The 25505-nt window shown below is 63.0% G+C and carries 24 protein-coding genes and 1 pseudogene; 17 read left to right on the top strand and 8 right to left on the bottom strand.

Annotated elements, in window-relative coordinates; genetic code table 11:
- From AC0YKC_RS28395 to AC0YKC_RS28350, 10 genes are all read left to right on the top strand, one after another.
- The coding region (locus AC0YKC_RS28395) for a DUF736 domain-containing protein (RefSeq protein WP_488513482.1) at positions 1-168 on the top strand (168 nt) is incomplete at its 5' end.
- 300 nt (positions 169-468) lie between these two features.
- Entirely contained in the window at positions 469-750 is a 282-nt protein-coding gene (locus AC0YKC_RS28390; protein WP_488513477.1) for a helix-turn-helix transcriptional regulator, read from the top strand.
- Between the two features lie 18 nt (positions 751-768).
- Positions 769-1824 (top strand): replication initiator protein A, encoded by a 1056-nt coding sequence (locus tag AC0YKC_RS28385; RefSeq protein WP_488513476.1) that lies wholly within the window; start codon positions 769-771, stop codon positions 1822-1824.
- Positions 1821-2312 carry a DUF2840 domain-containing protein gene (locus tag AC0YKC_RS28380; protein ID WP_488513475.1) on the top strand — a complete coding sequence of 164 codons (492 nt, stop codon included), beginning with the start codon at positions 1821-1823 and terminating at the stop codon, positions 2310-2312. Before AC0YKC_RS28385 ends, AC0YKC_RS28380 begins: the two co-directional genes overlap by 4 nt.
- On the top strand, positions 2309-2854 hold the full coding sequence (locus AC0YKC_RS28375; RefSeq protein WP_488513474.1) for a S26 family signal peptidase: 546 nt from the start codon (positions 2309-2311) through the stop codon (positions 2852-2854). The genes AC0YKC_RS28380 and AC0YKC_RS28375 overlap by 4 nt, the downstream gene beginning before the upstream one ends.
- A gap of 35 nt (positions 2855-2889) precedes the next feature.
- Positions 2890-3219 (top strand): DUF736 domain-containing protein, encoded by a 330-nt coding sequence (locus AC0YKC_RS28370; RefSeq protein ID WP_488513473.1) that lies wholly within the window; start codon positions 2890-2892, stop codon positions 3217-3219.
- Positions 3216-3992 carry a lytic transglycosylase domain-containing protein gene (locus AC0YKC_RS28365; RefSeq protein ID WP_488513472.1) on the top strand — a complete coding sequence of 259 codons (777 nt, stop codon included), beginning with the start codon at positions 3216-3218 and terminating at the stop codon, positions 3990-3992. Before AC0YKC_RS28370 ends, AC0YKC_RS28365 begins: the two co-directional genes overlap by 4 nt.
- Before the next feature lie 243 nt (positions 3993-4235).
- The gene (locus AC0YKC_RS28360) at positions 4236-5975 is read left to right on the top strand and encodes a relaxase/mobilization nuclease domain-containing protein (protein ID WP_488513471.1); all 1740 of its coding nucleotides are present in this window, start codon (positions 4236-4238) and stop codon (positions 5973-5975) included.
- 23 nt (positions 5976-5998) lie between these two features.
- A complete protein-coding gene (locus tag AC0YKC_RS28355) occupies positions 5999-7987 on the top strand; it encodes a conjugal transfer protein TraG (protein ID WP_488513470.1) in 1989 nt (662 codons plus the stop codon).
- 5 nt (positions 7988-7992) lie between these two features.
- On the top strand, positions 7993-8436 hold the full coding sequence (locus AC0YKC_RS28350; protein WP_488513469.1) for a CopG family transcriptional regulator: 444 nt from the start codon (positions 7993-7995) through the stop codon (positions 8434-8436).
- A 182-nt stretch (positions 8437-8618) separates the two neighbouring features.
- Here AC0YKC_RS28350 and AC0YKC_RS28345 read toward each other — a convergent pair whose 3' ends face one another.
- Positions 8619-9944 (bottom strand): type II toxin-antitoxin system HipA family toxin, encoded by a 1326-nt coding sequence (locus tag AC0YKC_RS28345; RefSeq protein ID WP_488513468.1) that lies wholly within the window; start codon positions 9942-9944, stop codon positions 8619-8621.
- Complete coding sequence (locus AC0YKC_RS28340; RefSeq protein WP_064982438.1) at positions 9944-10198, bottom strand: helix-turn-helix domain-containing protein; 255 nt, start codon at positions 10196-10198, stop codon at positions 9944-9946. Before AC0YKC_RS28340 ends, AC0YKC_RS28345 begins: the two co-directional genes overlap by 1 nt.
- A 222-nt stretch (positions 10199-10420) precedes the next feature.
- Between AC0YKC_RS28340 and AC0YKC_RS28335 the strand changes: the two are divergent.
- Positions 10421-10713 (top strand): annotated as a pseudogene (locus tag AC0YKC_RS28335) (conjugal transfer protein TraG); the annotation flags it as partial.
- A gap of 41 nt (positions 10714-10754) precedes the next feature.
- Here the strand turns inward: AC0YKC_RS28335 and ehuB are convergent.
- Both ehuB and AC0YKC_RS28325 read right to left on the bottom strand, forming a co-directional pair.
- Positions 10755-11627, bottom strand: a complete 873-nt coding sequence (ehuB, locus tag AC0YKC_RS28330) for an ectoine/hydroxyectoine ABC transporter substrate-binding protein EhuB (protein WP_488513467.1) — start codon at positions 11625-11627, stop codon at positions 10755-10757.
- 251 nt (positions 11628-11878) lie between these two features.
- Positions 11879-12346 (bottom strand): Lrp/AsnC family transcriptional regulator, encoded by a 468-nt coding sequence (locus AC0YKC_RS28325; RefSeq protein WP_199200734.1) that lies wholly within the window; start codon positions 12344-12346, stop codon positions 11879-11881.
- A gap of 126 nt (positions 12347-12472) precedes the next feature.
- On the opposite strand from AC0YKC_RS28325, the gene AC0YKC_RS28320 reads away from it, so the two are divergent.
- From AC0YKC_RS28320 to AC0YKC_RS28310, 3 genes are all read left to right on the top strand, one after another.
- Entirely contained in the window at positions 12473-14854 is a 2382-nt protein-coding gene (locus tag AC0YKC_RS28320) for a transketolase (RefSeq protein WP_488513466.1), read from the top strand.
- A 128-nt stretch (positions 14855-14982) separates the two neighbouring features.
- Positions 14983-15921, top strand: a complete 939-nt coding sequence (locus tag AC0YKC_RS28315; protein ID WP_488513465.1) for a GHMP family kinase ATP-binding protein — start codon at positions 14983-14985, stop codon at positions 15919-15921.
- A complete protein-coding gene (locus tag AC0YKC_RS28310) occupies positions 15915-16988 on the top strand; it encodes a PLP-dependent cysteine synthase family protein (RefSeq protein ID WP_488513464.1) in 1074 nt (357 codons plus the stop codon). Before AC0YKC_RS28315 ends, AC0YKC_RS28310 begins: the two co-directional genes overlap by 7 nt.
- Here AC0YKC_RS28310 and AC0YKC_RS28305 read toward each other — a convergent pair.
- The gene (locus AC0YKC_RS28305) at positions 16983-18245 is read right to left on the bottom strand and encodes a threonine synthase (protein ID WP_488513481.1); all 1263 of its coding nucleotides are present in this window, start codon (positions 18243-18245) and stop codon (positions 16983-16985) included. The genes AC0YKC_RS28310 and AC0YKC_RS28305 overlap by 6 nt on opposite strands.
- A 202-nt stretch (positions 18246-18447) precedes the next feature.
- On the opposite strand from AC0YKC_RS28305, the gene AC0YKC_RS28300 reads away from it, so the two are divergent.
- The 3 genes from AC0YKC_RS28300 to AC0YKC_RS28290 all read left to right on the top strand — a co-directional run bounded on the left by AC0YKC_RS28300 (position 18448) and on the right by AC0YKC_RS28290 (position 20293).
- Complete coding sequence (locus AC0YKC_RS28300) at positions 18448-18714, top strand: helix-turn-helix domain-containing protein (RefSeq protein WP_477245164.1); 267 nt, start codon at positions 18448-18450, stop codon at positions 18712-18714.
- 169 nt (positions 18715-18883) lie between these two features.
- A complete protein-coding gene (locus AC0YKC_RS28295) occupies positions 18884-19612 on the top strand; it encodes a LuxR family transcriptional regulator (protein ID WP_488513463.1) in 729 nt (242 codons plus the stop codon).
- A 66-nt stretch (positions 19613-19678) separates the two neighbouring features.
- Complete coding sequence (locus AC0YKC_RS28290) at positions 19679-20293, top strand: acyl-homoserine-lactone synthase (protein WP_488513462.1); 615 nt, start codon at positions 19679-19681, stop codon at positions 20291-20293.
- A gap of 221 nt (positions 20294-20514) precedes the next feature.
- Here the strand turns inward: AC0YKC_RS28290 and AC0YKC_RS28285 are convergent, their stop codons facing one another.
- From AC0YKC_RS28285 to AC0YKC_RS28275, 3 genes are all read right to left on the bottom strand, one after another.
- Positions 20515-21129 carry a TetR/AcrR family transcriptional regulator gene (locus AC0YKC_RS28285; protein WP_488513461.1) on the bottom strand — a complete coding sequence of 205 codons (615 nt, stop codon included), beginning with the start codon at positions 21127-21129 and terminating at the stop codon, positions 20515-20517.
- Between the two features lie 143 nt (positions 21130-21272).
- The gene (locus AC0YKC_RS28280) at positions 21273-24383 is read right to left on the bottom strand and encodes an efflux RND transporter permease subunit (protein ID WP_488513460.1); all 3111 of its coding nucleotides are present in this window, start codon (positions 24381-24383) and stop codon (positions 21273-21275) included.
- 2 nt (positions 24384-24385) lie between these two features.
- On the bottom strand, positions 24386-25495 hold the full coding sequence (locus tag AC0YKC_RS28275; RefSeq protein ID WP_488513459.1) for an efflux RND transporter periplasmic adaptor subunit: 1110 nt from the start codon (positions 25493-25495) through the stop codon (positions 24386-24388).
- Positions 25496-25505 lie beyond the last annotated feature (10 nt).

The raw sequence follows: 25505 nt of genomic DNA, 5'->3' as shown, positions 1-25505 counted from the left end.
ATCGGCGCCGCCTGGTCGAAGCGCTCCAACGAGGGCCGCGACTATCTCGGCCTCAAGCTGGACGATCCGAGCTTCACCGCTCCGATCTACGCCAACCTCTTCGCCGACGAGGAAGGCGAGGGACACAGCCTCATCTGGTCCCGCCCCAACCGCCGCAACGGCGAGTGAAGCGGCAGACGCCTCGCCCGGCACCGGGCGAGGCGTCTTCTGCCGGTGACCGCGTAAGCTTTCCGCGCGGCGGGCTGCATCACCGCGCTTCCTGTCATCTGATGCATTGCTTGATCCGCGATGGCGTGAGGATGGTCGAGCGCGGCTATCACCAATTGCTGCGCGCCGGCGCCACTGCGTGAAGGCCTCTTGGCGGTGCGAAATAGCGGCCCTCAATTGCGCACCTGATTACCCGCCCGACGCTCCTCCATCCTGGCCATCGATCGCCGTCCAATCGCGACGGCCGCAAGGAGACACCCCATGAATGCCGACGCCGCGCCATTGCCGCCACGCTACCTGCGCACTTCGGAGGCAGCGCATTTCCTCAGTCTTTCTGCGCGTACGCTGGAAAAACACCGCACCTACGGCACCGGGCCTGCCTATCGAAAGCTCGGCGGCCGCGTCGTCTACGCCGTCGACGACCTCAAGGCCTGGGTCCAGCGCGGCGCCATGACGTCGACATCCGATCCGCATGGCTCGGTGCTGCCCGCCAAGCCTCAAGCCGCCCGCCTGATCGCCTATGCCGGGCGCGAGAGGCGCTGACCCGGCTGATCTCCCCCTATGCCTGGACGCACACAGCAACCGTCGGAACGCGGACAGCTTGATCTGTTCCACGCGCTGCCCGGTGTCGTCGCGCCACGCGATGCGCAGGACCTCATGGCCTATCCCTTCTTCTCGCTTGCCAAATCCAGGCGCATCGCGCCGATCGACTTTCGCGCTGGCGATGTGGCGATCCGTGTCGAAGCGATGCCAGACCACGGCATGGCGACGATCTGGGATGCCGATATCCTGATCTGGGCCGCGAGCCAGATCGTCAGCGCGCGGGACGCCGGATTGCGCACGTCGCGCCTGATGGCCGCGACACCATACGAAATGCTCACCTTCGTCGGCCGCGGTGTCTCGAAGCGAGACTATTTGCGCCTCAAGGCGGCGCTCGACCGCCTGCAGTCGACAAGCGTTGTCACCTCCATTCGTCAACCCGCCGAAGGCCGGCGCCATCGCTTCTCGTGGATCAATGAATGGCAGGAGCGCTTCGATCGAAACGGCCGCCCGCTCGGCGTCGAATTGATCCTGCCCGATTGGTTCTATCGCGCCGTCATGGATGACGCGCTGATCCTGACAATAGACCGGGCCTATTTCGGACTGACGGGCGGGCTCGATCGGTGGCTTTATCGGCTGGTGCGCAAGCATGGCGGACGCCAGCGCGCCGGTTGGCGTTTCGACATCCGGCACCTGCATCAGAAGTCCGGCAGCCTCTCGCCGCTCAAGCGCTTCGCCTTCGAGCTGCGTGACATCGTGCGCCGCCAACCTTTGCCCGGGTATCGTCTGTTCACGGAGGTCGAAGCCAGCGGCCGTGTGCTGCTGGCGTTCGAACCGGCGCCCGCGCCGGTGGACAGGATCGTGCCATCGGGAACCCGAACTATCGTGCCATCGGGAACCGCATCCTCGTGCTTTCGGGAACCGCGATCGGCCTTAAGGGACGGGCCGGGAACGGAGAATCGCGCTCTTAACTTAGAGTCTAACTCTCAATCTAACAGTCTTGCGCGCAAGCCGCGGACTGGCGGTGGGGAGCAGAAGCGGCGGTGCGTTGGCCGGCGCGAGGAAGACGACACATGACGTCGTCTACCCAATCGACGCCGCGCGGCAACCTCACGACTGTCGAGCTGATCTGGATCGAGAAACGGATTGAGCATCGCATCCGCTTCGGACGTCCATCCCATGAGACGATCGTCGACGAGCGGCGCCGCGTCGTCGGATTTGCGCCTGGCAGTGTCTTTGCGTTCGTGCGCTGGGCGGCGAATGACTTTGGCACTGTCGTTTCGCGCATCGACATCGTGCGCGCCGTCTTGCCCGCTGAACCTTATCAGACGCTGCCTTACATACGGCCAGGCGGCGAGATCCTGCTCAAGATCGCAGGCTGGGACAAGGTAGAGCGGGTTCTCCAACGGATCGATGCGATCGAGGCGATCGGTCTCGATCCGGGGGACGCCGCACCGGACTATTGGCGTCAGACCCACAACCGTCTCATTGCGGGCGCAACGCCGCGTGCCTATTCGCTCGAGCAGCACCGGGCCTTTCTGTTGCGCAAGCGGGTGACCTCATGAGCCGCGGCGCTTGCATGGCTGCAGGATTTGCGGCCGTCGTCGCGACGGTCGCTCCGGCTGTCGTCGAGATGCCGCCGCTGCTGCTGTGGAACGCGTCTGCCAGCGCGCCGCTTGGTCTCTACGCGATCAGGAAAATGGCCGTTCCAACGGCTGGCGCGCTCGCAGTCATCGAACCGCCAGACAAGGTCGCCCGGTTCGCCGCCAGGCGTGGCTACCTTCCGCTCGGCGTGCCGATGCTGAAACACATCGAGGGCCTTCCTGGGCAGCAAGTCTGCCGCCTCGGTCGCGTCATCACGGTGAACGGGCTTGCGGTGGGTGCCGCATTGGAGCGCGACCGCAAGGGGCGCGCACTGCCTGAATGGCAGGGCTGCCGCATCGTCGCCGCCGCCGAAGTCTTCGTCATGAACCGGAAGGTCGGGGACAGTCTCGACGGCCGCTATTTCGGCCTGTTTCCGGCGAGCTCGATCGTCGGAGCCGCGCTGCCGCTTTGGACCGACGAGAGGGGCGATGGCCACTACACCTGGCTCGCTCCGGCGAACTGAAATTCAGCCCAGCCAACAAGAGAAGGAGATAATCCATGGCCGAGATCGGCGTCTTCCACAAAACTGAATCGGGTTATTCCGGACGCATTCGAACGCTGCTCGTGGATGCCGAGCTGGTGCTTGTGCCGACCAAAATGTCTGACGGCAAAGCGCCGGATTTTCGTATCCACATCGGCGACGGCAGCGGCCCCGAGGTCGGCGCGGCCTGGAAGGAAACCGGACAGACGGCTGGCGACTATCTGTCGTGCCGATTGGAAGATCCGCTGTTTGGCCGGCGTTTTCGCGCCGGTCTCTTCCGAACCGACGACGGCTCCTGGTCGCTGCGCTGGATCCGGCCGAAAGCGCGGCCGGAGCGTGCTCGATGAGTGGGCCTTCGGCGCCGAAACGTGCGAACGGAAGCCGCTCTGTCAGTCGCTTTCCTGGTCGGCGTAAAGCACTTTGTCTTATCGGCTGCATGCTGGTCGTCTGTCACGCGATGACGGGGGCCGTCGCGCAATCCGCGCCGGCCCCGCGCAAATCCGCGGACGATCCTTATGCCGCGCTTATTGCCGAGGCGTCGCATCGCTTCCGTGTTCCCGAGCGCTGGATACGGGCAATCATGCACCTCGAAAGTGCTCTCGACCCGCGCGCCGTATCCCGAAAGGGGGCGGTGGGCTTGATGCAGATCATGCCCGCAACCTTTGCCGAGCTGCGCCTTCGTCACCAGCTCGGCCGCGATCCCTATGATCCGCGCGACAACATCCTTGCCGGCACCGCCTATCTTCGCGAGCTGTATGATCGATACGGTTCACCGGGCTTTCTGGCCGCCTACAATGCGGGGCCAGGGCGTTACGAAGCCTCCTTGAAAGGCCGTCCGCTGCCGGCTGAGACCCGGGCCTATGTTGCGACGCTCCGCCCTTTCTGGGCCGGCGGTGATGCATCCGGCGCGCTCACCGGCGGCCCTGCCAAGGCCGTCAGCTGGAAGATCGCGCCGCTGTTCATAATGCCGTCCGGGCCCCTTGCCGCTTCCGGTCTTCCGCCCGACGAGGACGCTTCCGTCGAGGTTTCGTCGTCACCGTTGGTGCGCAGACTTTTCGCGGCCGGTTCGCAGCCACGCCAGCTGTTCACTGGGTCCGACGTCCGGACAACGCAGCGATGACGAAGTCTCCTTCAGGTCGCCCCCTGGCGTCTCTTTTGACGTCGCAGCCAATGAGGCGCGCAGAGCACAGGGCAACAACCGGGGGATGGCAGGATAAAAGGGCGCACATTGCTCGGCGGTCGCGTGGTTGTTCTTGCGTGATTTTCTGGCGCGTTCCGCACATTGCCGGCCATCGGCGCAATGTGTATGAAGAAGTCAAGATATTGTATTTGTTTCTCTTTTTCCACATTGCGGGGACGCGCCATGGCTGATGAGCGCGCGTTTCGCATTCGACCCGGGCGCATCCGCTCCACGCGCGCCCAGCAGGCCCGACCCTTCATCGCGCAGGTGTTGGCCGCGGCGAAAAAGGCGGGCGGCGGTATTTCGCGCTCAGGCCGGATTGTACAGGCAAGCCGCTCCCGCTTTGGTCACGGTCAGCGCGCCAGCATCCAGGCCAACCGCCTCATCACCTCGCGGTCGCGCGGCGCCGTCGTCAAGGCGCGAGTCGTCCGTCATTCCGTGCGCGCCGCTCCACTTGGCACCCACCTCAACTATCTGCGCCGCGAGGGCGTCAGCCGGGACGGGGAGAAGGGGCATCTGTTCGGGCCGGGGACGGAGAATGCCGATGGCGCGGCCTTCGCCGCTCGCGCCAAGGACGATCGCCACCATTTCCGCTTCATCGTCTCGCCGGACGACGCTCTCGACATGGTGGACCTTAACGCCTTCACCCGCGATCTGGTGGGGCAGATGGAGAAGGACCTCGACACGCGGCTCGACTGGGTGGCGGTCGATCACTGGAACACCGGGCATCCCCACATTCACCTGATCGTGCGTGGGGTTCGCGACGATGGCCAGGATCTGGTCATCGCGCGTGACTACATCAAGGAAGGCATGCGCGACCGGGCTCGCGATCTGGTGACCCAGGAACTGGGTCCGCGCACCGATCTCGATATCCGCCACAGGCTCGAAAGCCAGATCCAGTCCGAGCGGTGGACGCAACTTGATCGGCAGTTGCTTCGCGACAGCCGTGGCAGTGGGATCATCGATCTCGCGCCATCTCGCCAAAGTCAACCGGACGAGTATCACGCTCTGAAAATCGGTCGCCTGCGCAAGCTCGAGACCCTTGGTCTTGCCCAACAGGCGGGGCCTGGCCAATGGGCGATCGACGAACGGGCCGAGGCAACACTGCGCGCGCTTGGCGAGCGCGGCGACATCATCAAGCGCATCCACCGCGCGATGAGTGCGGCTGGCATCGAGCGTGGCTCAGCCAATTATGTCCTGGCCGCGGAGAGCCTGGAGACGCCGGTTCTCGGCCGGCTGGTCGATCGTGGGCTCGATGACGAACTGATCGGCACGGCCTATGCCGTGGTTGACGGTGTCGACGGACGCACCCATCACATCAGGCTCTCCGATCTGGAGGCGGCTGGCGACAGCGCACCGGGATCGATTGTCGAGCTGCGAAAATTCGATGATGCGCGCGGTCAACGCCGGGCCGCACTCGCCGTGCGCTCCGACCTTGGAGTGGATCAACAGATTACGGCATCGGGTGCGACCTGGCTCGACCGTCAGGCGATCGCGCGCGAACCGGCCGCCCTGGCCGAGGCCGGCTTCGGCGCCGAGGTTCGCGACGCCCTCGACCGGCGCGCCGAACAGCTTGTCAAACAGGGGCTCGCGGAGCGGCAGGGCAGACGCATCATCTTCACCCGAAGCCTGCTCGATACACTGCGGCGGGCGGAACTGGGGACGTTTGGCGACAGGCTCGCGGCCGACACTGGTCGGCCCTTCAAGCGCGCCGCCAGCGGAGACTTTGTTGCCGGCGCCTATCGCCAGCGCTTGTCACTCGCCTCCGGCCGTTTCGCCATGATTGACGACGGGCTGGGCTTCCAGCTCGTCCCGTGGACGCCCTCACTTGAAAAGCATCTCGGCCAGCACGTCTCCGGTGTCGTGCGCGGCGATGGCGGCATCGACTGGAGTTTTGGCCGCAAGAGGGGGCTCGGCCTCTGAAAACCAGATGAAAGGAGCACGCCATGTCCGCCACCAAAATCCTGTGGGGTCAGATCCTCACTGTCTTCCTGATCGTCCTCTTGACGACCTGGACGGCGACGCAATGGACCGCCTGGAAACTCGTTTTCCAGATGGGGCTCGGTCCACCCTGGTTCGAGATTGCTGGGCTGCCTGTCTATTATCCGCCCGCTCTGTTTTGGTGGTGGTATTTCTACGACGCCTACGCCCCGTCCATCTTCGTGAAAGGCGGCTTGATCGCCGTGTCCGGTGGCTTCCTCTCGATCATCGTTGCCGTCGGCATGTCGGTGTGGCGAGCGCGCGAAGCCAAGACTGTCCAGACCTACGGGTCGGCGCGCTGGGCCGAAATGCGAGAGGTGGAGGCTGCCGGCCTGATCGATAACGATGGTGTCGTGCTCGGGCGTTATGATCGCCATTATCTGCGCCACGATGGGCCCGAGCACGTGTTGTGCTTCGCCCCGACCCGGTCCGGCAAAGGCGTCGGCCTGGTGGTGCCTTCGCTTCTGACCTGGCCGGGCTCGGCGATCGTCCACGACATCAAGGGCGAGAACTGGCAGCTCACCGCAGGCTTTCGCGCGCTGCACGGTCGCGTGCTGCTTTTCGATCCGACCAATTCGAAATCGTCAGCCTACAATCCGCTTCTGGAAGTCCGCCGTGGCGAATGGGAGGTCCGCGACGTCCAGAACATCGCCGATATTCTCGTCGACCCGGAAGGGAGCCTGGAAAAGCGCAACCATTGGGAAAAGACCAGTCACGCGCTGCTGGTCGGCGCGATCCTCCATGTTCTCTACGCTGAGCAGGACAAGACGCTCGCCGGCGTCGCCGCCTTTCTTTCCGATCCGAAGCGCCCGATAGAATCGACGCTTGCCGCGATGATGAAGACCGCGCACCTGGGTGATGCCGGCCCGCATCCGGTTATCGCCAGTGCGGCGCGCGAGCTGCTCAACAAATCCGACAATGAACGCTCGGGCGTCCTGTCCACAGCGATGTCTTTCCTTGGTCTCTACCGCGATCCGGTCGTCGCCGGCGTGACACGGCGCTGCGATTGGCGAATTGCCGACATCGTCGGCGGTAAGCAACCAGCAACGCTCTATCTCGTGGTGCCGCCTTCGGACATCAACCGGACCAAACCGCTCATCCGCCTCATCCTCAATCAGATCGGTCGCCGCCTCACCGAGGACCTCACTACCAAGACAACCCGCCATCGCTTGCTTCTGATGCTGGACGAGTTCCCGGCGCTGGGCCGCCTCGATTTCTTCGAGAGCGCGTTGGCTTTCATGGCCGGCTATGGCCTCAAAAGCTTTCTCATCGCGCAGTCGCTGAACCAGATCGAGAAGGCCTACGGTCCCAACAACTCGGTCCTCGACAATTGTCATGTCCGCGTCAGCTTCGCCACAAACGACGAGAGGACTGCCAAGCGGGTCTCAGACGCACTCGGCACGGCAACCGAAATGCGGGCGATGAAGAACTATGCCGGTCACCGGCTCTCGCCCTGGCTCGGACATCTCATGGTGTCGCGACAGGAGACCGCCCGTCAGCTGCTGACCCCTGGCGAGATCATGCAGCTTCCGCCGACCGACGAGATCGTCATGGTGGCAGGCGTGCCGCCGATCCGAGCCAAGAAGGCCCGCTACTACGAGGACACCCGTTTTAAGGAGCGCGTGTTGCCGCCACCCGAATTGGCTCGATCCGGAGAGGCCAGCCTTGACGATTGGAGCCAGTTGCCGGTCCTGGCTCACTCTGAGGCGACGCAAGCCTCCGGGATGCTGCAGCAGGGCGATGGCGATCCAACGGGATCGGAGCGTCGCCTGCAAGCCGAACTCAATCGGGCGCAGGCCGTCGAGAGAGCGGCGCCGATCGAAAACGAATTCGATATGGGACCGGACGACGATGCCGACGACGATGATGCCGTCCGCAACCGGCGCTTGGCGCGCCTCATGCAGGGCGTTGCGCGGCAGGTATCCCTCGACCCCGATGACGGCATGGAGTTGTAGGCGCCATGATGGCTCGCAAAAAGAAGGCGCAGATTTCCGTCTATCTCGATCAGACCATCATGACGATGCTTGGCGATTATGCGGCACGGCGCGGTCAACCCCAATCCATGATTGCGGAAGCAGCACTCGCTTCCTTCCTGTCGCCGGATGCGGATCAACGCCGCGAGGCCGCTATCGCCAAACGCCTCGACCAGGTCGATCGCCGCCTGGCCAGGCAGGAGCGCGATATCGGCATCGCGGTCGAGACACTGGCGGTGTTCGTCCGTTTCTGGCTCGCGACAACGCCGGCGTTGCCCGAGCCTGCCGCCCAGGCCGCGCGCGCCAAGGCGGCCGAACGCTACGAAGCCTTCGTCACCGCGTTGGGGAGACGCCTGGCGAAGGGGCCGAAACTGCGACAGGAGATTTCCGAGGACATCAATCCGATGGACAACAGCGAAAACCCACCCTGACAGGTTGCAGGGCCAATAAACGGCTAGCTTGAAGCCTGATGGCCATGTTCATCATGATGATGGGTATACTCGACGCCCCTGGCGGTCACGCGACGACAGTGTTGTTGTTGCACCGATGACGACGATGATGATCAGCCGCGGGATGGGCGATCAAGCCCTGCAGCCGGTTCGTCGCACCTCGATCAATCGACGGCATCAGCCTTGTTATCGGCGAGGAGGGCCGCCCGCTTGCCGATAGCCGACTTGACCGCGTCGACAAGCTGTTCAGGAAAGCCACGGGGCAGCGACATGATCACCTCGTCGGCCTGCTTTTCCACGTTTTCAGCGATGTCATCGAAAATTCTGCGCATGACAGGGGTACCCACACCGGCAATGTCAGCGGTCTGCAGGAAGTGGCGTGGCATGATGTCAGGTACCGAATAGTGCCTGTTCTTGCCGACCGACATTGCCAATTTGAATTTCTTGCGCGGGATCTGTCCGGTATCGAGGCTGGGTTGCGCGGTCAGCACGTCGTATAGGGGCGTCATGCGGAATCGTCCGCCAGGGCCGAGAAAAATACTGAAATTCTTGGCGTGGCCGTCGGTCGCGCCAATCAGCCAGAACAAGATGCAGGTGCGCAAGAAGCTGGCGATGTCTTCATCAGGCGTATCGCTACCCTTCAAAAGCTCGATAATCTCGCGCATGCCGGGACCGCCATCGGACTGGTACTTGCGCGTCGGCGGCACTGATAGCGCTTGACAGATATCCTCCTGCGGCAGGCGCAGGAGGCGGCCGTCGCGGGCCCACAGCCGGTCGAAGCGTTCTACGATCAGCGTGCGGCGCTCGCCGAAGTCAGCGATCTGCGCCTGGGCCGCGGGAACGCCAAAGGCTTGCAGCAGCTTAAGGCAAAGATACTCGTTCTCGACGCTGTTGGAGAGATCGATGCCGTTCGGCAGCCGGCCGATCTGCGGCTTCAGGATATGGGTGGTCGCTGCCGTGCCGATCGGTTTGAACCAGCCTCCGTCCTTGCGCAGCAGCGCGGTCTTTTCCTGCGCGCCGGCAATCGAGATGCGAAAGTCCTCGTCCTCGCCCAGGCCCAGCGGAGCGGCCGCAAGGTTCTCGATTATCCCGGCGATGTCCTCGTCGCTGACCGGCTTGCCTTCGACACTGCCGGGAGGCCCTGGATCCATGCCATCGGGCAGGAATTGCAACGCGCCGACGCAGTCATGGCCGAGCGCAGCCAGCATACTGTAGGCATCCGTGCCGTCGGCGCCGACGCGTTCGGCAACACGCCTGCGTATGGCGTCATTGTCCGGAAGCAGGTTGTCGAAGACGTTGGTCACCGGCGTGCCGATATAGCGGTCTTCCCGCAAAGGAAGCGAGAGTGAGATCGGGAAGGTGCCGCGCCAGTCCAGCCATTCGCGGGCGTATTGGAAGTCGATGGCGCCCGTCGATTCCCTGCGCAATACACCCACGAGGCGCCCGTTCAGGAAGACATTCAGGGGGATGTGAACCCGTCGCCGTGCCATCAGAACAGGTCCTCGATATCAGCAGAGCTGCCTTTGCTGCGCGCGCGCACGACGAGTTCAAGGTCGAGGGCGGAGAGGGCGGCCATCAAGGTGCGGAGTTGCATCGCGGGCTCACCGGCCTCGAGGCGGGAGACCGTACCCTGGCGCAGGTGGATCTGGTTGCCGAGCGAGCCTTGCGTGAGCCCGGCGTTCTTGCGGGCGCGGCGCAGAATGGCCCCGAGTTGTTTTTCGTTGCGAGCGATCTGGTCTGTCATGATGGGTCTCCACGCCCGCAGTATACGCGATCGCGCATTAATCTTCAATATACGGAGTTGCGTATAAAATGGAGATATACGCGATCGCGTATAAAAGAAAGATATACGCGATCGCGTATGATGCCGAAGCGTCAGCTGGCAGCGGCGGTCTTGGCGCCCCGAGGATCAAGGTTCTTAAGCGACACGAGCGACTGCCCGAGCGGCTACGCCTCGAGTTACTTTCGCGAGGTCCGGCGTGGGGAATGGGAGGTTCGCGACGTACAAAACATCGCCGACATCCTGGTCGATCCCGAAGGGCTCGCTTGAAAGGCGCAACCATAGGGAAAACACGAGACACGCGCTGCTGGTCGGTGCGATCCTGCACGTGCTTATGCCGGACCGGACAAGACCCTGGCGGCGTCGCGGTATTCCTGTCCGATCCGAAGCGCCCGATCGAATTGACCATGGCGGCCACGATGACGACGCCGCATCTGGGGGAGGGCGGTCGGCACCCGGTCATCGCCAGCGCGGGCCGCCCGCGCTGTTGATGCCAGCTGGGTTCTGTTGCTGATGGCGTTCAGTTGGCGGCTCCGCACAATTGCGATGTCGTCAATCCTGGCGGCACGTTCTCCGTGGGGCCAAATCCGTACTTGGCCATGATGGTGGCGATCGTGCCATTCGACATGACCTTCGCCAGACCCTGATTGTAGAGGTCGCGCAGATCGCCATCGTCCTTCCGGAACGCGATCGCGATGTAGCTGATCGACTTCTCGTCCGTCGTGAACGGGCTGGCGCGCTCCAGATCGGGACTCCTGTTGCCGGCCAGCAGCCCGATCACCGTCGGGGAAGAGAACAGAGCCGCGTCGATGCGGCCGGCGCGCAGTGCCGCGATGTTGGTCTCGATGTCGGGGAACTGCAGGATGCGGTCTTCCGGCACGCCCTCGGAGATGGCGTTCTTGATGACATTGCTGCCGCGGCCGCCGCCCATGGTCGTGTCGGATTTCTTGGCAAGATCCGCATAGCTATGGATCGCCTTGGGGTTGCCGGCGAGCACGACCGCCGCGTCGTCGGACCTCAGGTCGGGAGCACCGAAGGCGACCTGCTGGCATCGCTCCGGCGTTATCGACAGGCCGGATGCAACGGCATCGAAACGCCCGGCCATCAGGCCAGGGATCAAGGCGCCGAACTCGGTGACCTCGAAGTCGACCTGCTTAACGCCGAGATCGGCAAAGGCGGCCCTGAGAAGATCCGGATGCCAGCCGAGCAACTCGCCGGTTCCCTCCTTCTTGTAGCCCCATGGCGACCGGTTGTGGATGCCGATGACGATGCGTCCTTCCTTCAAGACGCGTTCTTTTGTGGTCTCCGCCGCGGCCGGCAGCACGGATCCAACAAGCGCGGCATAGGCGATGCAGGCCAGGCCAATGGCGGCCGATCGGGCTCGAAATTTCATCGGTGCAGTCCTCCCGTGAGATTGAGTTGTTGCGCGCAGGCGTTCCGCCTTAGCCGCGCGACGCTACGTTTGAAGATGACGGTTCGTCAATATAGATGTACAAAATATGTACTAAATATTGCGAACACAGCAGTGAGAGCTCTCGCTTGCGGTGACGAGGGGAATACGTTGTTCGTGGGTTGCGCTTGGGTTGACGCGAGCGCCCCAACCTCGCTCAGTTGCCGCCGCGATGGGTCGAGACAGCCGGTCGATTAGACGGGCAAGACTTCCGAGCGCTTGACCTGGCCGAGCGCGAAGCTGCTTTCGATCGAGGCGATGTTGTCCAGCCGCGTCAGCTTGTCCTTGATGAACCGCTCATAGGCCTCGAGGTCGCGCACCACGATGCGCATCAGGTAATCGCGCTGGCCGGTCATCAGATAGCAGTCGGCCACCTCCGGCCAGCGCAGCACGGCTTGCGAGAAGCGGTCGAGATCGTCCTCCCGTTGCCGTTCAAGCTTGATCGACGCGAAAGCGCTGATCGGCAGGCCGAGCTTCTTCTGGTCGAGGACCACGGTGTAACCTTTGATGACGCCGGCGCTCTCCAGGAGCCTGACGCGCCGGGCGCATGGTGAAGGCGAAAGACCGACGGCTTCCGCGAGGTCGTTCGTCGTCGCCTTTGCGTTCTTCTGCAGCGCGGCGATGATTTTCAGGTCGATTGCATCGAGCGTCGGATTTGGCACGTTTCCCTCGCCTGGACGTTATTATTGGCTGGATCAGCCAATATTATTGATATGCTTGCGTAAGAATAGCCACTTTTGAGAGACCTGGCCCGCTATCGTTGAGCCGCGATTTCACGGGAGCCGACGATGACGATCCTTTCAGAGCTTGAACGCAAGGTTCTGTGGCTGGCTGTCTGGATGATCCATCATGCCAATCATGTTCGCGGGTCGCAGGACGGCCTCAAGGTTGGCGGACATCAGGCGTCGTCGGCGTCCGCCTCGACCTTGATGGCGGCGCTCTACTTCCAGATCCTGAGGCCCGAAGACCGCGTTGCCGTCAAGCCGCATGCCAGCCCCGTTTTCCATGCCATCCAGTATCTGTTCGGCAGGCAGACGCTCGAGCAGCTGCAGAATTTTCGCGGCTATCGCGGCGCGCAGTCCTACCCGTCTCGAACCAAGGATATCGACGATGTCGATTTCTCGACCGGGTCGGTCGGACTGGGCGTGGCGCAGACCCTGTTCTCCTCCCTGGTCCAGGATTATGTCAGGGCAAAAGGCTGGAACACGGATCAGCCGGAGGGTCGAATGGTCGCCCTTCTCGGCGACGCCGAAATGGATGAAGGCAATATCTTCGAGGCTCTTCTCGAAGGCTGGAAGCACGGCCTGCGCAACACCTGGTGGGTCGTCGACTACAACAGGCAAAGCCTTGATGCGGTGGTGCGCGAAGGCCTGTGGCAGCGCTTCGAGTCTATCTTTCGCAACTTCGGCTGGGATGTGGTGATCCTGAAACATGGGACATTGCAACAGGCGGCCTTCGAGGAAGAGGGCGGCGAAAAGCTGCGGTCCTGGATCGACGCATGTCCCAATCAGCTCTATTGCGCGCTGACCTTCCAGGGCGGCGCCGCATGGCGCCGGCGCCTTCTGGACGACCTCGGTGATCAGGGACCGGTCACCCGCCTGATCGAGAAGCGCAGCGACGAAGATCTTGCCGCCTTGATGGCAAATCTCGGCGGCCATGATCTGGCGAGCATCATCGCCGCCTTCCAGGAAGCGCGCGGGCATGATCGTCCGACCTGCTTCATCGCCTATACGATCAAAGGCTTCGGCCTGCCGCTCGCCGGCCACAAGGACAACCACGCCGGATTGATGACGCCGGCGCAAGTCGACGCGCTGCGGCAAGGCATGGGTGTCCGCGAAGGGCGTGAATGGGACATGTTCGAGGGCCTTGCATACGATGAGGCCGCGATCCGGTCCTATCTGGCGTCGTCGCCTTTCGCGCAGGCAGCTACCCGTCGTCATAAGGCTCCAGCCGTACCCGTGCCGGCTCGGATTGCCTTCAGCGCACAGGCGTCCATGTCGACACAGCAGGGTTTCGGCCTTTTGATGCACGAGATCGCCAAGTCAGACAGCGATTTTGCAAAGCGTGTCGTCACCACGTCTCCGGACGTGACCGTCTCGACCAATCTCGGTGCCTGGGTCAACAGGCGAGGTCTGTTCGCGCGCGGCGACCAGGCGGACATTTTTCGCGAAGTACGCATTCCGTCTACCTTCAACTGGACGTTTTCGCCATCGGGACAGCATTTCGAACTGGGCATCTCGGAGATGAACCTCTTCACGATGCTGTCGGCCCTGGGGCTGTCGCACTCGCTTCACGGCAAGCGCCTGCTCCCGGTCGGAACGCTCTACGACCCCTTCATCCAGCGTGGCCTCGATGCGCTCAACTATGCCTGCTACCAGGACGCTCGCTTCATCCTGGCCGGGACGCCTTCTGGCGTGACGCTGGCGCCCGAGGGCGGAGCGCATCAGTCGATCGCCACGCCGCTGATCGGCATGGCGCAGGACGGCCTGGCGACATTCGAGCCGGCCTATGTCGACGAGCTGGCAGTCATCCTGCGTTGGGCATTCGACTACATCCAGCGCTCCGGCGAGGCTGAGCCCGATGACCATAGCTGGCTGCGGGATCAGACGGGAGGTTCGGTCTACCTCAGGCTCTCGACGCGGTTGATCGAGCAGCCGACACGCCAGACCGGGGATCCGCAGGCGCGTGACATCGTCGATGGCGCCTACTGGTTGCGCAAACCCGGGCCAAATGCCGCTGTGGTGATCGCCTATTCGGGAGCTGTCGCGCCGGAGGCGGTCCAGGCATTGGGGCTGATGGCCGGTGACCGGCGCGATGTCGGGCTCCTTGCCGTGACCTCGGCCGATCGGCTGAACGCCGGCTGGTCGGCCGCGGCGCGCGCGCGCCAGTATGGCCAGCCACGCGCCACCAGCCATGTCGAGCGCCTGCTGGCTGGCCTGCCTGCCTCATGCGCCATCGTGACGGTGCTGGACGGGCATCCCGCGACGCTCGCGTGGCTGGGGTCGGTCCACGGCCATCGCACGCGTGCCCTGGGCGTCGAGCATTTCGGCCAGACCGGCACGATCGCGGATCTCTACCGGCATTGCGGGATCGATGCGCAAGGTATCATGGCCGCAGTGCAATCGGTGTCGGCCGGCCGGCCGCTGAGGCACCTTGGCTCCGCCGCCTGACGATCCCCCGTCATCGCCTCGCCGCCGGCTCGGTCGATAGGGGCCGTCAATACCTGAATTCCTTGAGGGCGGCTGCCAGTCGTCGGCGCCATCTTCCCGCGTGGCGAGAAAGCGCGGGGGAGATGAAAATGGCTGAGGCCGGCGATCTCATGGGCCGTGAAGCGCCGCGGTCGCCGGTGGGGATGGCGGTGGCGATTGCGCATCACGGCGAACTCATCCAGGGCGTCTTCAAGGACGATGGCGGACGCCTTCATCGCGGGCTCGTGACGCTGCCGATTGCGGGCTTGAGATCTGAGGCGCGCTTTGCCAGGAGCGACGTCGATGCGGTCGTTGTCCACCCGGATCACAAGGTCAAGGCGTCGGCTGCCGCGCGGCTCACGCTCGATTTCTTGAATGTCACCGGCGGCGGCGAGCTGACACTTCAAAGCTCAATTCCAGTGGGGCACGGCTACGGCTCATCGACGGCTGACGTTGTCGCTTCCATTCGTGCTGTCGCCGCAGCCGTTGACGTCCAGTTGCGGCCGTCAAGCATCGGGCGTCTCGCGGTGGCTGCCGAGCGCGCCAGCGACGCGATCGCGTTCGACGATCACGCGGTGCTTTTCGCGCAACGCGAAGGCACTGTGATCGAGAATTTCGGCGGCTCCCTGCCGCCACTGCTTCTGGTCGGGTTCAAGGCGAATGGCGGGGTTCCGGTCGATACATTGCAGCTGCCGCCCGCACGCTACGACAGTGCCGAAATCCAGGAGTTCGGCGTGCTGCGGGCGCTGGTGGCTCGGGCGGTTCGCCTTCAGGATCCCTATCTTCTCGGACGCGCCGCCTCGGCCAGTGCCATGATCAGTCAACGGCACCTGCCGAAACAGGGCTTCGGCGAGATCGCCGAAATCGCCCGGCGAGCCGGAGCGTGCGGGGTGCAAGTCGCCCATAGCGGTTCGTTGTTCGGCCTGATTTTCGATCTTTTCGCATCGAATCTGAAGCGACGCGCGGCCCTGGTCACGCAGCAGATAAGACGTGCCGGCTTCAAGGATGTCGAAGTCCATCTGGTCAATGCGGAGGGCTGGACATGGTGACCCTTGACGTGGACTATTTCAGGGACCTTGAGACCCCGCGACTTGCGCGCCTGGCGCCAAATCTCGTGTCCGCGGCGTTTCCGCTGATGAAGCTGATGCCGGCCCGCTACATTCTGGATCGCGCAGCGTCGGATGGCGAACTGAAGGCCGGCTCCCACATTGTCGAGACGACGTCGGGCACGTTCGGCATGGCGGTCGCGCTGCTGGCGGCGGCGCGTGACTATCGCCTTACGCTCGTCACCGCTTCAACGCTGATCGATGCCAAATACAAAGCCCGCCTGGAGCGCATCGGCGCCACGGTCATCGCCCTTGATGATCCGCGCGGCGACGGCAATCAGCCTGGCCGGCTGGAGCGCCTGCAGGAAATCCTGGCCAACGAGCCGGACGGCTTCTGGACCCGCCAATACGACAGTCCGGGGAACTGGCTTGCCTATGCGCGGCTGGCCGAACTCTTCATCCGGGCAATGGGCAGGGTCGACTGCCTGGTCGGCTGCGTCGGTACGGGTGGCTCGCTGTGCGGCACTGCGTCCTTTTTGCGAACGGTCTTTCCGCATCTGACGGTGTTTGCCGTCGATACCCATCGCAGCATCCTGTTCGGACAGCCCGTCGGCAAACGCATGCTGCGGGGCCTGGGCAACAGCGTCCTGCCGAAAAATGTCAGGCATGAGCTTGTCGACGAGATCCATTGGGTTGGCGCCTATCCGGCTTACATGACCGCGCATCGTTTGCTGCGCGAGCACGGCCTCTTCATGGGGCCGACCAGCGGCGCCGCCGCTTTGGTGGCGCAATGGGTTGCAACGACCCTTCCGGATGCGCAAGTGGCGGTCATCATGCCTGACGAAGGCCATCGCCATGCCGAGACTGTCTACAATGATGACTGGCTTGCGGCTCTGCCTGGCTGGCCCTGCAAGGAACTGTCCGAGCCGAGGACGCTGACAACCATCGCGCCGGCCGCGGAGACGCACTGGACGCGCTTTCTTTGGCTGCGTCGCAGCCTCGACGATGTGCTGAAAACGCACACAGCAATCGAAGTGCCACCGGCTGTTGGCGCGCCGGAAAATCTATGAAGCGAGATCCAGCCCGCTTTTGTCGAGCCAGCGCCAGGCATCGTCCGTCGTCTGGAAGACCTGATCGTGTTCGTTCGATGCGGCGGACCGATCGAGGTCCTTGAGACCGCTGGCTGTCACGACGGCCACGACACGGTCCGTGGCCGCGATGACACCTTGGTCCTTCAATGTCGATATCGCCATCAGCGGCGTGACCGACGCCAGTTCGGCAAAGATTCCTTCGTCCCGCGCAAGGCGTTCCTGCATCGCGATCAGGCCGTGATTGTTGACGGGGACGGCGTGCCCCCCGGATTCGCGCAGCGCCTTCAGCGCCTGAAAGGTGCTGCGCGGCGTGCCGATCGATACGGCAAGGCTGTCGAAAAGCATATTGCGTTCACTCAACGCATCGGCGCCGCTGGCCAGAGCGTCCGCCAGCGACCCATGCACCTCCGCTGCGACGAGGCGAGGCAGGCGCGTGATCGACCCTTGCGCGAACAGCTCGCAAAAGCCAGCCCACACACCGGACAGGGCATCGCCGTAGCAGACCGGCAGGACGCACCAGTCTGGTGCCGTGCCATCGGATTGCTCGACGACCTCGTAGGCGATCGTCTTGTAGCCCTCGATGCCGAGTGGATGGCTGCCGACGACCGGACCGTGATAGGGCGATGCGATGAACCAGTCGTAGCGGGCCGCTGCCTGTTCAAGCAGCGACCATCGGTCCATTTTGCTGACCAGGGGCAGGACCGTCGCGCCATATTTGCGGATCTGCGCCAGCATCGCGCCCGCCGATCCCGCAAAGGTGGTGACGACGCATTTGAGCCCGGCTCGGGCAGCGTAGGCCGCCAGCGAAGCGCCGGCGTTTCCCGATGAGGCGGTGGCGACGATCTTCGCGCCACGCGCGCGCGCCACGCTGACCGCGATCGTCGAGAAGCGGTCCTTGTGCGACCAGGTCGGGTTTCGGCCTTCGTCCTTGATTGCAAGATCCGGCACGCCCAGAAACGCCCCGATGCGCGGCGCGGCAAGCAAAGGCGTCAGCCCCTCGCCGAGGCTCACCGCCTCCGCTTCCGTGCAAGGCAGCATGTGCGCAAAACGCCACAGCGAGCGCGAGTTGGTGGCGCCGGCCAAGAGGGGAGACCGCGGGGCCGCATAGACGGGCGCAAGATTTGCCGGCGCGGTGTCTTGGCACCGCGCGCATCCTTTGGAGTCGATGGTGACATCGGCGGGATAGGAAGTGCCGCATCGGATGCAGACGAGCTCCAGTACCCGGCTTGTGTCCATGTCGGGACGGCTAATCTCGCCTGAGGACTGCGCGGACACGTCGTGTGCGAGGTCGCGAAACGGCCGGCTCGTCATGGCTATTCCTTGTCCGGGAAACGGTGAATTCGCTTGTTGGTTCAAACAGCCAACGGCACGGCTGTCAATGCGGAATGTGCACTATAGTGTGTCGCACCATAGTGCGCGCCGTAGCATCCGTTGTTTGATGAAACTTCGCGGCGTTTTTGGTCTGAACGTGCAGCGGCTTCGCAGAGAAAGAAAACTCTCTCAGGAGCAGTTGTCTTTCGTTTCGGGCCGCACGCGCGCCTATATCAGCAGCGTCGAGGCCGGGCGGCGCAATGCCACGCTGGATACAGTCGAAATTCTCGCCAAGGCATTGAATGTCGAGCCACAAGAGTTGGTTTCGGCGAGCCCTTCAAGTAAGCGAGCTATTCGGGTGTCGAAACCGGCCGCTTCAAAGTCGACCGATTGAAGCCAGACTTCTACAATGCAGTGCTGACCCGATTTTCACTTATCTCGTCTTTGTGATACCTGATTGACTCCTTTAGTGTACATTCGCTGCGCATCCTATTGAAGATTGTATCTGGACAGCCATAGGTTGTTTCGCGGGGTAGGGCCTGACTGTGGTTGAGGTCTGCCAAATGGAAAACGAAACGGTTGTCGACCTTTTTGCGACGATCACAAGGATCGATACTGCGCGGTCGGCCGATGCAATCCTTCAGGAGTTCCGCTCAGCCATGGAGCGCTATGGATTGCGCAATTTCCTGATCACCGGACTGCCTGTGCCGCACGGCACGGACTGGCAGCGTGAAATTCTTGCCGATGGCTGGTCTCCTGAATGGCATCGTCGCTACGGCACCGAGGCGTATTTTTTGTGCGATCCTTGTGTCGCCCAGTGCCGGCACTCGCCAGAGCCTTTCCGATGGGGCGAGCTGCGGGCCGCAAGGCTGGTTCCACGCGCGAAGCTGGTGATGGACGAGGCGGCCGAGTTCGGGATGAAAGAAGGCATCTGCGTCCCAATTCATGTCCCATTGGCCGGGCCAGGCGTCGTTACGATGGCGAGTGACCGGATGGACGTTCCGCCAAGCGCCATGCCTCTTATCGAGACGCTTTGCGTGCATACGTTTCGCAGCCTCTCAGGGCTGGGAACACCCGGCGATAACGATGAGCCTACGCCGTTGACGGCGCGCGAGCGTGAACTCCTGGAGTGGAGCGCGCAAGGCAAATCCACCGAGGACATCGCTTGTATCCTCGGCGTTACCAAGAACACGGTCGAAAGCCATCAGCGCAACATTCGAGGAAAACTCGATGCGATCAACGTCGCGCATGCCATCGTCAAAGCGCTGCGACGGCAGGAAATCCAGATCTAGCAATACCTGAATTCCGTCATACGTACGGCAAGTCCATTTTCCTACGACCCTCCGCCTGGAGGCGTCATGGTTCGTATGCATCTGGTCACTTGGGATAACAGGAAGCACTACAGGAAGATTCTGGAGCGCTACTTTCGGATACGGTACGAGATTTACGTCAAGCAGAGGCGTTGGCGCGCCGTCGCCCGACCCATCAACATCGAGATCGACGCCTTCGACAACGAGCATACGCTTTATGTTCTGGCGCTCGACACCAACGGCAAGATCGTAGGTGGCTCCCGACTCTTGCCGACGCTGGAACCGCATCTCATGAGCGAGGTCTTCCCGGGTCTCGCCGGCGGCAGGCCTCCGAGAGCAGCTGAAATCTTCGAATGGACGCGTTTCTTCGTCGTTCCATCGCTTCGCACGCAAGGCGCCCCGTCGCCGATCGCCGGCTTCGTTCTTTGCGGTCTGCTCGAGACCGCGCAAAGCCTGGGGATTCGACAGATCAGCGTGGTGTGCGAGACATTCTGGCCAAAACGGCTGCGCGCGCTTGGCTGGACGCTGATCGAACTCGGCGGCGCTCTGGAGCATCCCGATGGCGACATCATCGCGCTGCTGATCGATGTCACGCCAGAGGCTGTTGAACAGACGCGCCGCGCCTACGGTATCCGCGGCGTCATACTTGCCGACAAGATCTAGTGTGATACCCATCGCCAGCTGAAGGTCGCCAGCCGGCGACCGCCGATCGATCGCGAATCTTAGAATTATTCAACGACCATTTTGGGGCCGCAAGCAGATGGTCCGGTTCTGGAACCATGTAGCGAGAAAGACGCCATTTATTTGGTGCAATTCGTCTTGACTGAAAGACCTTTTCCGACTTCAACTTTCACTAGCGAAGCGAAAAAGTCTGCGCTGCCATGTTAGTCTGACTTGCCGAGAGCTTTCAGGCTAAAGCGAACCTGCGCTCGCAGGCCCGCTTCGGTCTCCTCGCCGCGTTCGAGGCAGTGCTGGATCAGAATTGGATGGAAGAACGAAGCGAACGCCGTATGGATGGCACGCGCTGCCTCCGCAGGATCTTCGACCTTGAATTCGCCGGCTTCGACGCCTTCGCGGATGATCGCCTCAAGGATCATCAGCATCCGCTGGATGTGTGCCTTGATGATCGCCCAGTTGTCCTGCATCGCCGCGACAATGAGGTCGTGCATGCGCTTTTCCTTGACCAGCGTCATCTTGTTGTGGTGGTGAACGGCGGTCAGGAGATGGCCGAGTTTCTCCGCGGCCGGCGCGTTAGTGTGTGCGATTGCAAGGGCGATATCTGTAACCTCGCTCACAACTCGCCCGCAGATGGACTCTTTGATCACATCCCTAGAGGGGAAGAAACGGTAGACGTTTGCCGCGCTCATGCTGAGTTCGGAAGCAATGTCGGCCACAGATGTCTTATGGAAGCCCATGCGGCGAAAGTGTGCCTCCGCCACCTCCAGGATACGCGCGCGCATCTCGTCGGGATCAGTTCGCATTCGGACCGGGCGATTCATGGATGACTCCAGAACTGATGAAGCGCGGACTCGCCGGACTAGCGTGGACACTCAGCTGTAAGCAGGCAAGTTCGTGGCGTTGGGCTTGTCTTTGTTAGGCAAACCCAACACCACACGTGAGCCGTCTCCTCCGGCAAAAGAGCCTACTCGGCCGCCATTGCTGTTAGCATTTCCGGCTCCTCCGTCGAATCCTCATGGACCTCATCGGCGGTCGGCTTGATCCGGAACCACGCGACATAGAGCGCAGGCAGGAAAAGCAGGATCAGCACCGTGCCGGCCGCCGTGCCGCCGATCAGCGTGTAGGCCATCGATCCCCAGAACACTGAATGCGTGAGGGGTATGAAGGCCAGCACGGCGGCAAGAGCGGTCAGGATCACCGGTCTCGTACGCTGCACAGTGGCCTCGATGACGGCGTGATAGTCGTCAAGGCCGGCGGCTTGGTTTTCCTTGATCTGTTCGGTGAGAATCAAAGTGTTTCGCATCAGGATGCCGGCCAGTCCTATCAGGCCCAGAATGGCGTTGAATCCGAAGGGTTGGTTGAAGGCGAGCAACATGGGCACGACGCCAACGAGGCCGAGCGGCGCAGTCAGCACGACCATTGCCATCATCGAGAAGGACCGCACCTGCAGTATGATGACGATCAGCATGACGGCGATCATGGCTGGGAAGATCTTGCCGAGCGCGGTGTTGGCCTTGGTCGCCTCCTCGATCGATCCACCCATTTCGATGCGATAGCCGGCCGGAAGGGACTTAATCAGCGGCTCAAGGGCCGTCATGATCTGCTTGGAGACCTCCGGAGGCTGGGTCGCCTCGTTGATGTCCGAGCGAATCGTGATGACCGGTGTGCGATCGCGTCGCTTCATGATCGGCTCTTCCAGGCGGATTTCCGAATGGCCGATCTGGTCGAGTGGAATCTGGCGGCCATCTCGGCTCATCAGCGAGAAATCCGCCAGGCGCGATGGATCCAGCCGCTCGCCACCGGCGCTGCGAGCCACGATGGGGACATTGCGAATGTCCTCGCGGACCTGCGTAACGGGGATGCCGGTGAGGAGAAACTGGAGCTGCTGAGCCACCTCCGCCGGCGACAGGCCGATGAGGTTCAGTCGATCCTGATCCGGGACGAAGCGCAGTACGGGCGTGCGATTGCCCCAGTCGCGGTTGGCCTGCCGCACGTCCGAGACGCCTCGCATGACATCGAGGGCCTTCTCGGAAATCTTGTAGAGTTGCGCCGGATCGGGCCCCATAACCCGAAACTCGACCGGGAACGGCGAGTAGGGTCCGAACACGAGCTGAGTGACACGCACATTGGCCTCAGGCGCAAGCCCCCGTGACACCGCCTCCCGAAGCCGGTGCTTCAACACCTCGCGCGCCTCCGCGTCCGGAGTCAGCACGACGATCTTGGCGAAGGCGGGATCAGGCAGTTCCGGCGCCATGGCGAAGAAGAAGCGCGGAGCGCCCTGGCCGATGTAGCTCGTCACGATCTTGGCCTCGGCTTGGTTGCCAAGCCAATGCTCCAGCTTCTCGACCGCGGCGGTCGTCGTCTCGATGCTGGTGCCTTCCGGCAGGCGTACCTCGACCAGCACTTCTGGGCGATCGGATGTCGGGAAGAACTGCTGTTTGAGGGAGCCCATGCCGACGACCGAAAGCGCGAAGACGATGCCGACGGCAGCGCAGGTCACGAATTTGTGGCGCACGGCAAAGGTGATGAGCCGGCGCAGGCGCCTATAATTCGGAGTGTCGTATATGGCGTGAACGCCGCCTTCGACCGGTTGAATCGCGGGCAGCATCTTGACGCCCATGTAAGGGGTGAAGACCACGGCGACGATCCACGAGACGATGAGGGCGAAGCCCACGATCCAGAAGATGTTGCCGGCATATTCGCCGGCCGTCGAGCGCGCGAAGCCCACCGGCAGGAAGCCCGCGATGGTCACCAGCGTGCCTGAGAGCATTGGCGCGGCAGTATGGCTCCAGGCATAGGCCGCCGCCTTGATGCGGTCCATGCCCTCTTCCATTTTCACCACCATCACCTCGATGGCGATGATGGCGTCGTCGACGAGGAGGCCAAGCGCCAGGATGAGGGCGCCGAGCGTGATGCGGTCGAAGAACCGGCCGGTTTCCAGCATGATGAGGAACACGACGGCGAGCGTCAGCGGGACGGCGGCCGCCACGACGATGCCGACGCGCCAGCCGAGGCTGAGCAGGCTCACCAGAAGGACGACCCCAAGCGCCATCGCGAATTTGAGCATGAACTCGTTGATGGACGAGCTGATGTTCACCGCCTGGTCGCTAACCTTGGCCAGCGTCATCCCTAGTGGCAGGGTCCGGGCGATGGAAGCGGACCTCTCCTCCAGCGCCTTGCCGAGTTCAAGACCATTCCAGCCCTCCTGCATCACCGCCGCGAGCATGACGGTCGGCTCGCCCTGGTGCCGAATGACGTAGGTGGCGGGATCCTCATAGCCGCGCCGGACCTCGGCGATGTCTGAAAGCTTCAGTGTCCGTCCAGCGGCGACGATCGGCGTGTCGGCGATCGCCTGGACACTGTCATAGGCGCCGTCGACCCGGATGAAGACCTGCGGCCCCTGAGTGTCGATCGAGCCCGCCGGCGTGACGGTGTTCTGCCGTTGCAAGGCGGCAACGATATCCTGCGCCGACACGCCGAGGGTCGCCAGCTTGGCGTAGGAAAACTCGACGAATATCTGTTCGGGGCGTTCGCCGAGGATGTTGATCTTCTTGACACCGGGCACATGCAGGAGGTCCTGGCGAATGGTCTCGGCTTGCCTCGCGAGTTCCCGCATCGGCATGCCTTGAGCCTTCAACGCATAAAGGGCGAAGCTCACATCCGAATATTCGTCGTTGACGAAGGGACCTAGCACGCCGGGCGGCAGGTTGCGGGCTTCGTCCCCGAGCTTCTTTCGGGCCTGGTAGAACTCCTCCTGCACGCCAGACGGCGGTGTGCTGTCCTTCAGCGTGACCGTCAGATACGCATAGCCTGGCCGTGTCGTCGTCTCGACGCGGTCGTACCAGGTCAGCTCCTGAAGTCGCTTCTCCAGCGGTTCGGCAACGAGATCCTGCATCTCGCGCGCCGTCGCGCCCGGCCATACTGTCGTGACCGTCAGGGTCTTGATCGTAAAGTTGGGGTCTTCCGCCCGTCCGAGATTGAGGAAGGCGTAGGCGCCGGCGGCGACCAGCAGAATGATGAAGAACAGGGTGACGGCTCGCTCGCGAACGGCGATCGCGGAAAAATTGAGGTTCATCGTCAGTTGCTCCCGCTTTCGGAAGCAGACCTGACGCGAGCGCCCTCCTCCAGGAGATGAGCGCCGAGCGAAACAATCGGATCATCAGAACTCAGTCCGGAGACCACGGCGGCTTCGCTGGTCACCCGAACAAGCTTGACGGGCCGGAAGTGTACGGTCGAGGTGGCGCGATCGAGGGTCCAGACACCGGTCTTGCCGCCGTCATCGAGCAAGGCACCCAACGGCACTTGGACTACCGGCTCTTCCGCCTGGCTTGCAATCCGGATGGTTACCGTCGCGCCAAGCGGTGCTGCCGCGGCCTCCCCGTCGAGCACATAGCGGGCCTCATAGGTGCGGGTCTGGGGATCGGCGGCGTCCGACAACTGCCGCAGATGCGCTGTGTAGCGACTGGCGGCTCCATACACGGCCGCTTCGGCCACTGAGCCGATTGCCGGCCTGATTGTTTCGGGAAGTGCTACTACCGCTTCTCGGGGGCCGGCCTGGGCGATCCGAACCACTGCCTGGCCAGCGGAGACAACCTGTCCCGGCTCGCCGAGCGTTTCGACCACCGTTCCATCAGCGTCCGCCACCAGGACGGAATAGGCCGCCTGGTTTTCCGCGACCTTCGCTTCCGCCTCCGCGGCGGCGAACTGTGCCGTGGCGGTATCAAGCGCTGCCTTCGCCTGCTCGTACCGCTGCGGAGTCGCGGCCAATTCCTTCTGGACCAGAACAGCATAGCGCTTTTCGTCCGCACTCGCCTGAACCAGGACAGCGCGTGCCGCGGCGACGGCGTTTCTCTTGGCGGTAAGCGCAAGGGCCAGATCGGTGTCGTCTATCCGCAGAAGCGGTTGGCCCGCCTTGACCCGCTCACCGACATTCACAAGGCGCTCGATGATCTTGCCGGAAACGCGAAAACCAAGATTGCTCTGTACCCGCGCGGCAATCGTGCCGGTGAAGCCGCGTTCGGATCCGGCCACCGGCGCCGCCGTCACCAATCTGACGATCGGCGCCTCCTGCCTCGGATCGACCGCGGCGGAGGCTGCCTGTGTGTGAATGGGCAGCGTGACGAATGCGGCCACCCCCAACCCCGCGACCAGGATGCTGCCCAGCCCAATGACAACTCGCTTTTTCATGCCCATCGCC

This window comes from Mesorhizobium sp. CNPSo 4661 (assembly GCF_057784215.1).
This window is presented reverse-complemented; position numbering and strand designations above follow the sequence as displayed.

What these genes read in the sequence shown, in the direction of transcription:
- AC0YKC_RS28390 (WP_488513477.1), top strand. Translation starts at nt 469, where the DNA reads ATGAATGCCGACGCCGCGCCATTGCCGCCACGCTACCTGCGCACTTCG.
- AC0YKC_RS28385 (WP_488513476.1), top strand. Translation starts at nt 769, where the DNA reads ATGCCTGGACGCACACAGCAACCGTCGGAACGCGGACAGCTTGATCTG.
- AC0YKC_RS28380 (WP_488513475.1), top strand. Translation starts at nt 1,821, where the DNA reads ATGACGTCGTCTACCCAATCGACGCCGCGCGGCAACCTCACGACTGTC.
- AC0YKC_RS28375 (WP_488513474.1), top strand. Translation starts at nt 2,309, where the DNA reads ATGAGCCGCGGCGCTTGCATGGCTGCAGGATTTGCGGCCGTCGTCGCG.
- AC0YKC_RS28370 (WP_488513473.1), top strand. Translation starts at nt 2,890, where the DNA reads ATGGCCGAGATCGGCGTCTTCCACAAAACTGAATCGGGTTATTCCGGA.
- AC0YKC_RS28365 (WP_488513472.1), top strand. Translation starts at nt 3,216, where the DNA reads ATGAGTGGGCCTTCGGCGCCGAAACGTGCGAACGGAAGCCGCTCTGTC.
- AC0YKC_RS28360 (WP_488513471.1), top strand. Translation starts at nt 4,236, where the DNA reads ATGGCTGATGAGCGCGCGTTTCGCATTCGACCCGGGCGCATCCGCTCC.
- AC0YKC_RS28355 (WP_488513470.1), top strand. Translation starts at nt 5,999, where the DNA reads ATGTCCGCCACCAAAATCCTGTGGGGTCAGATCCTCACTGTCTTCCTG.
- AC0YKC_RS28350 (WP_488513469.1), top strand. Translation starts at nt 7,993, where the DNA reads ATGATGGCTCGCAAAAAGAAGGCGCAGATTTCCGTCTATCTCGATCAG.
- AC0YKC_RS28345 (WP_488513468.1), bottom strand. Translation starts at nt 9,944, where the DNA reads ATGGCACGGCGACGGGTTCACATCCCCCTGAATGTCTTCCTGAACGGG.
- AC0YKC_RS28340 (WP_064982438.1), bottom strand. Translation starts at nt 10,198, where the DNA reads ATGACAGACCAGATCGCTCGCAACGAAAAACAACTCGGGGCCATTCTG.
- ehuB (WP_488513467.1), bottom strand. Translation starts at nt 11,627, where the DNA reads ATGAAATTTCGAGCCCGATCGGCCGCCATTGGCCTGGCCTGCATCGCC.
- AC0YKC_RS28320 (WP_488513466.1), top strand. Translation starts at nt 12,473, where the DNA reads ATGACGATCCTTTCAGAGCTTGAACGCAAGGTTCTGTGGCTGGCTGTC.
- AC0YKC_RS28315 (WP_488513465.1), top strand. Translation starts at nt 14,983, where the DNA reads ATGGCTGAGGCCGGCGATCTCATGGGCCGTGAAGCGCCGCGGTCGCCG.
- AC0YKC_RS28310 (WP_488513464.1), top strand. Translation starts at nt 15,915, where the DNA reads ATGGTGACCCTTGACGTGGACTATTTCAGGGACCTTGAGACCCCGCGA.
- AC0YKC_RS28305 (WP_488513481.1), bottom strand. Translation starts at nt 18,245, where the DNA reads ATGGACACAAGCCGGGTACTGGAGCTCGTCTGCATCCGATGCGGCACT.
- AC0YKC_RS28300 (WP_477245164.1), top strand. Translation starts at nt 18,448, where the DNA reads ATGAAACTTCGCGGCGTTTTTGGTCTGAACGTGCAGCGGCTTCGCAGA.
- AC0YKC_RS28295 (WP_488513463.1), top strand. Translation starts at nt 18,884, where the DNA reads ATGGAAAACGAAACGGTTGTCGACCTTTTTGCGACGATCACAAGGATC.
- AC0YKC_RS28290 (WP_488513462.1), top strand. Translation starts at nt 19,679, where the DNA reads ATGGTTCGTATGCATCTGGTCACTTGGGATAACAGGAAGCACTACAGG.
- AC0YKC_RS28285 (WP_488513461.1), bottom strand. Translation starts at nt 21,129, where the DNA reads ATGAATCGCCCGGTCCGAATGCGAACTGATCCCGACGAGATGCGCGCG.
- AC0YKC_RS28280 (WP_488513460.1), bottom strand. Translation starts at nt 24,383, where the DNA reads ATGAACCTCAATTTTTCCGCGATCGCCGTTCGCGAGCGAGCCGTCACC.
- AC0YKC_RS28275 (WP_488513459.1), bottom strand. Translation starts at nt 25,495, where the DNA reads ATGAAAAAGCGAGTTGTCATTGGGCTGGGCAGCATCCTGGTCGCGGGG.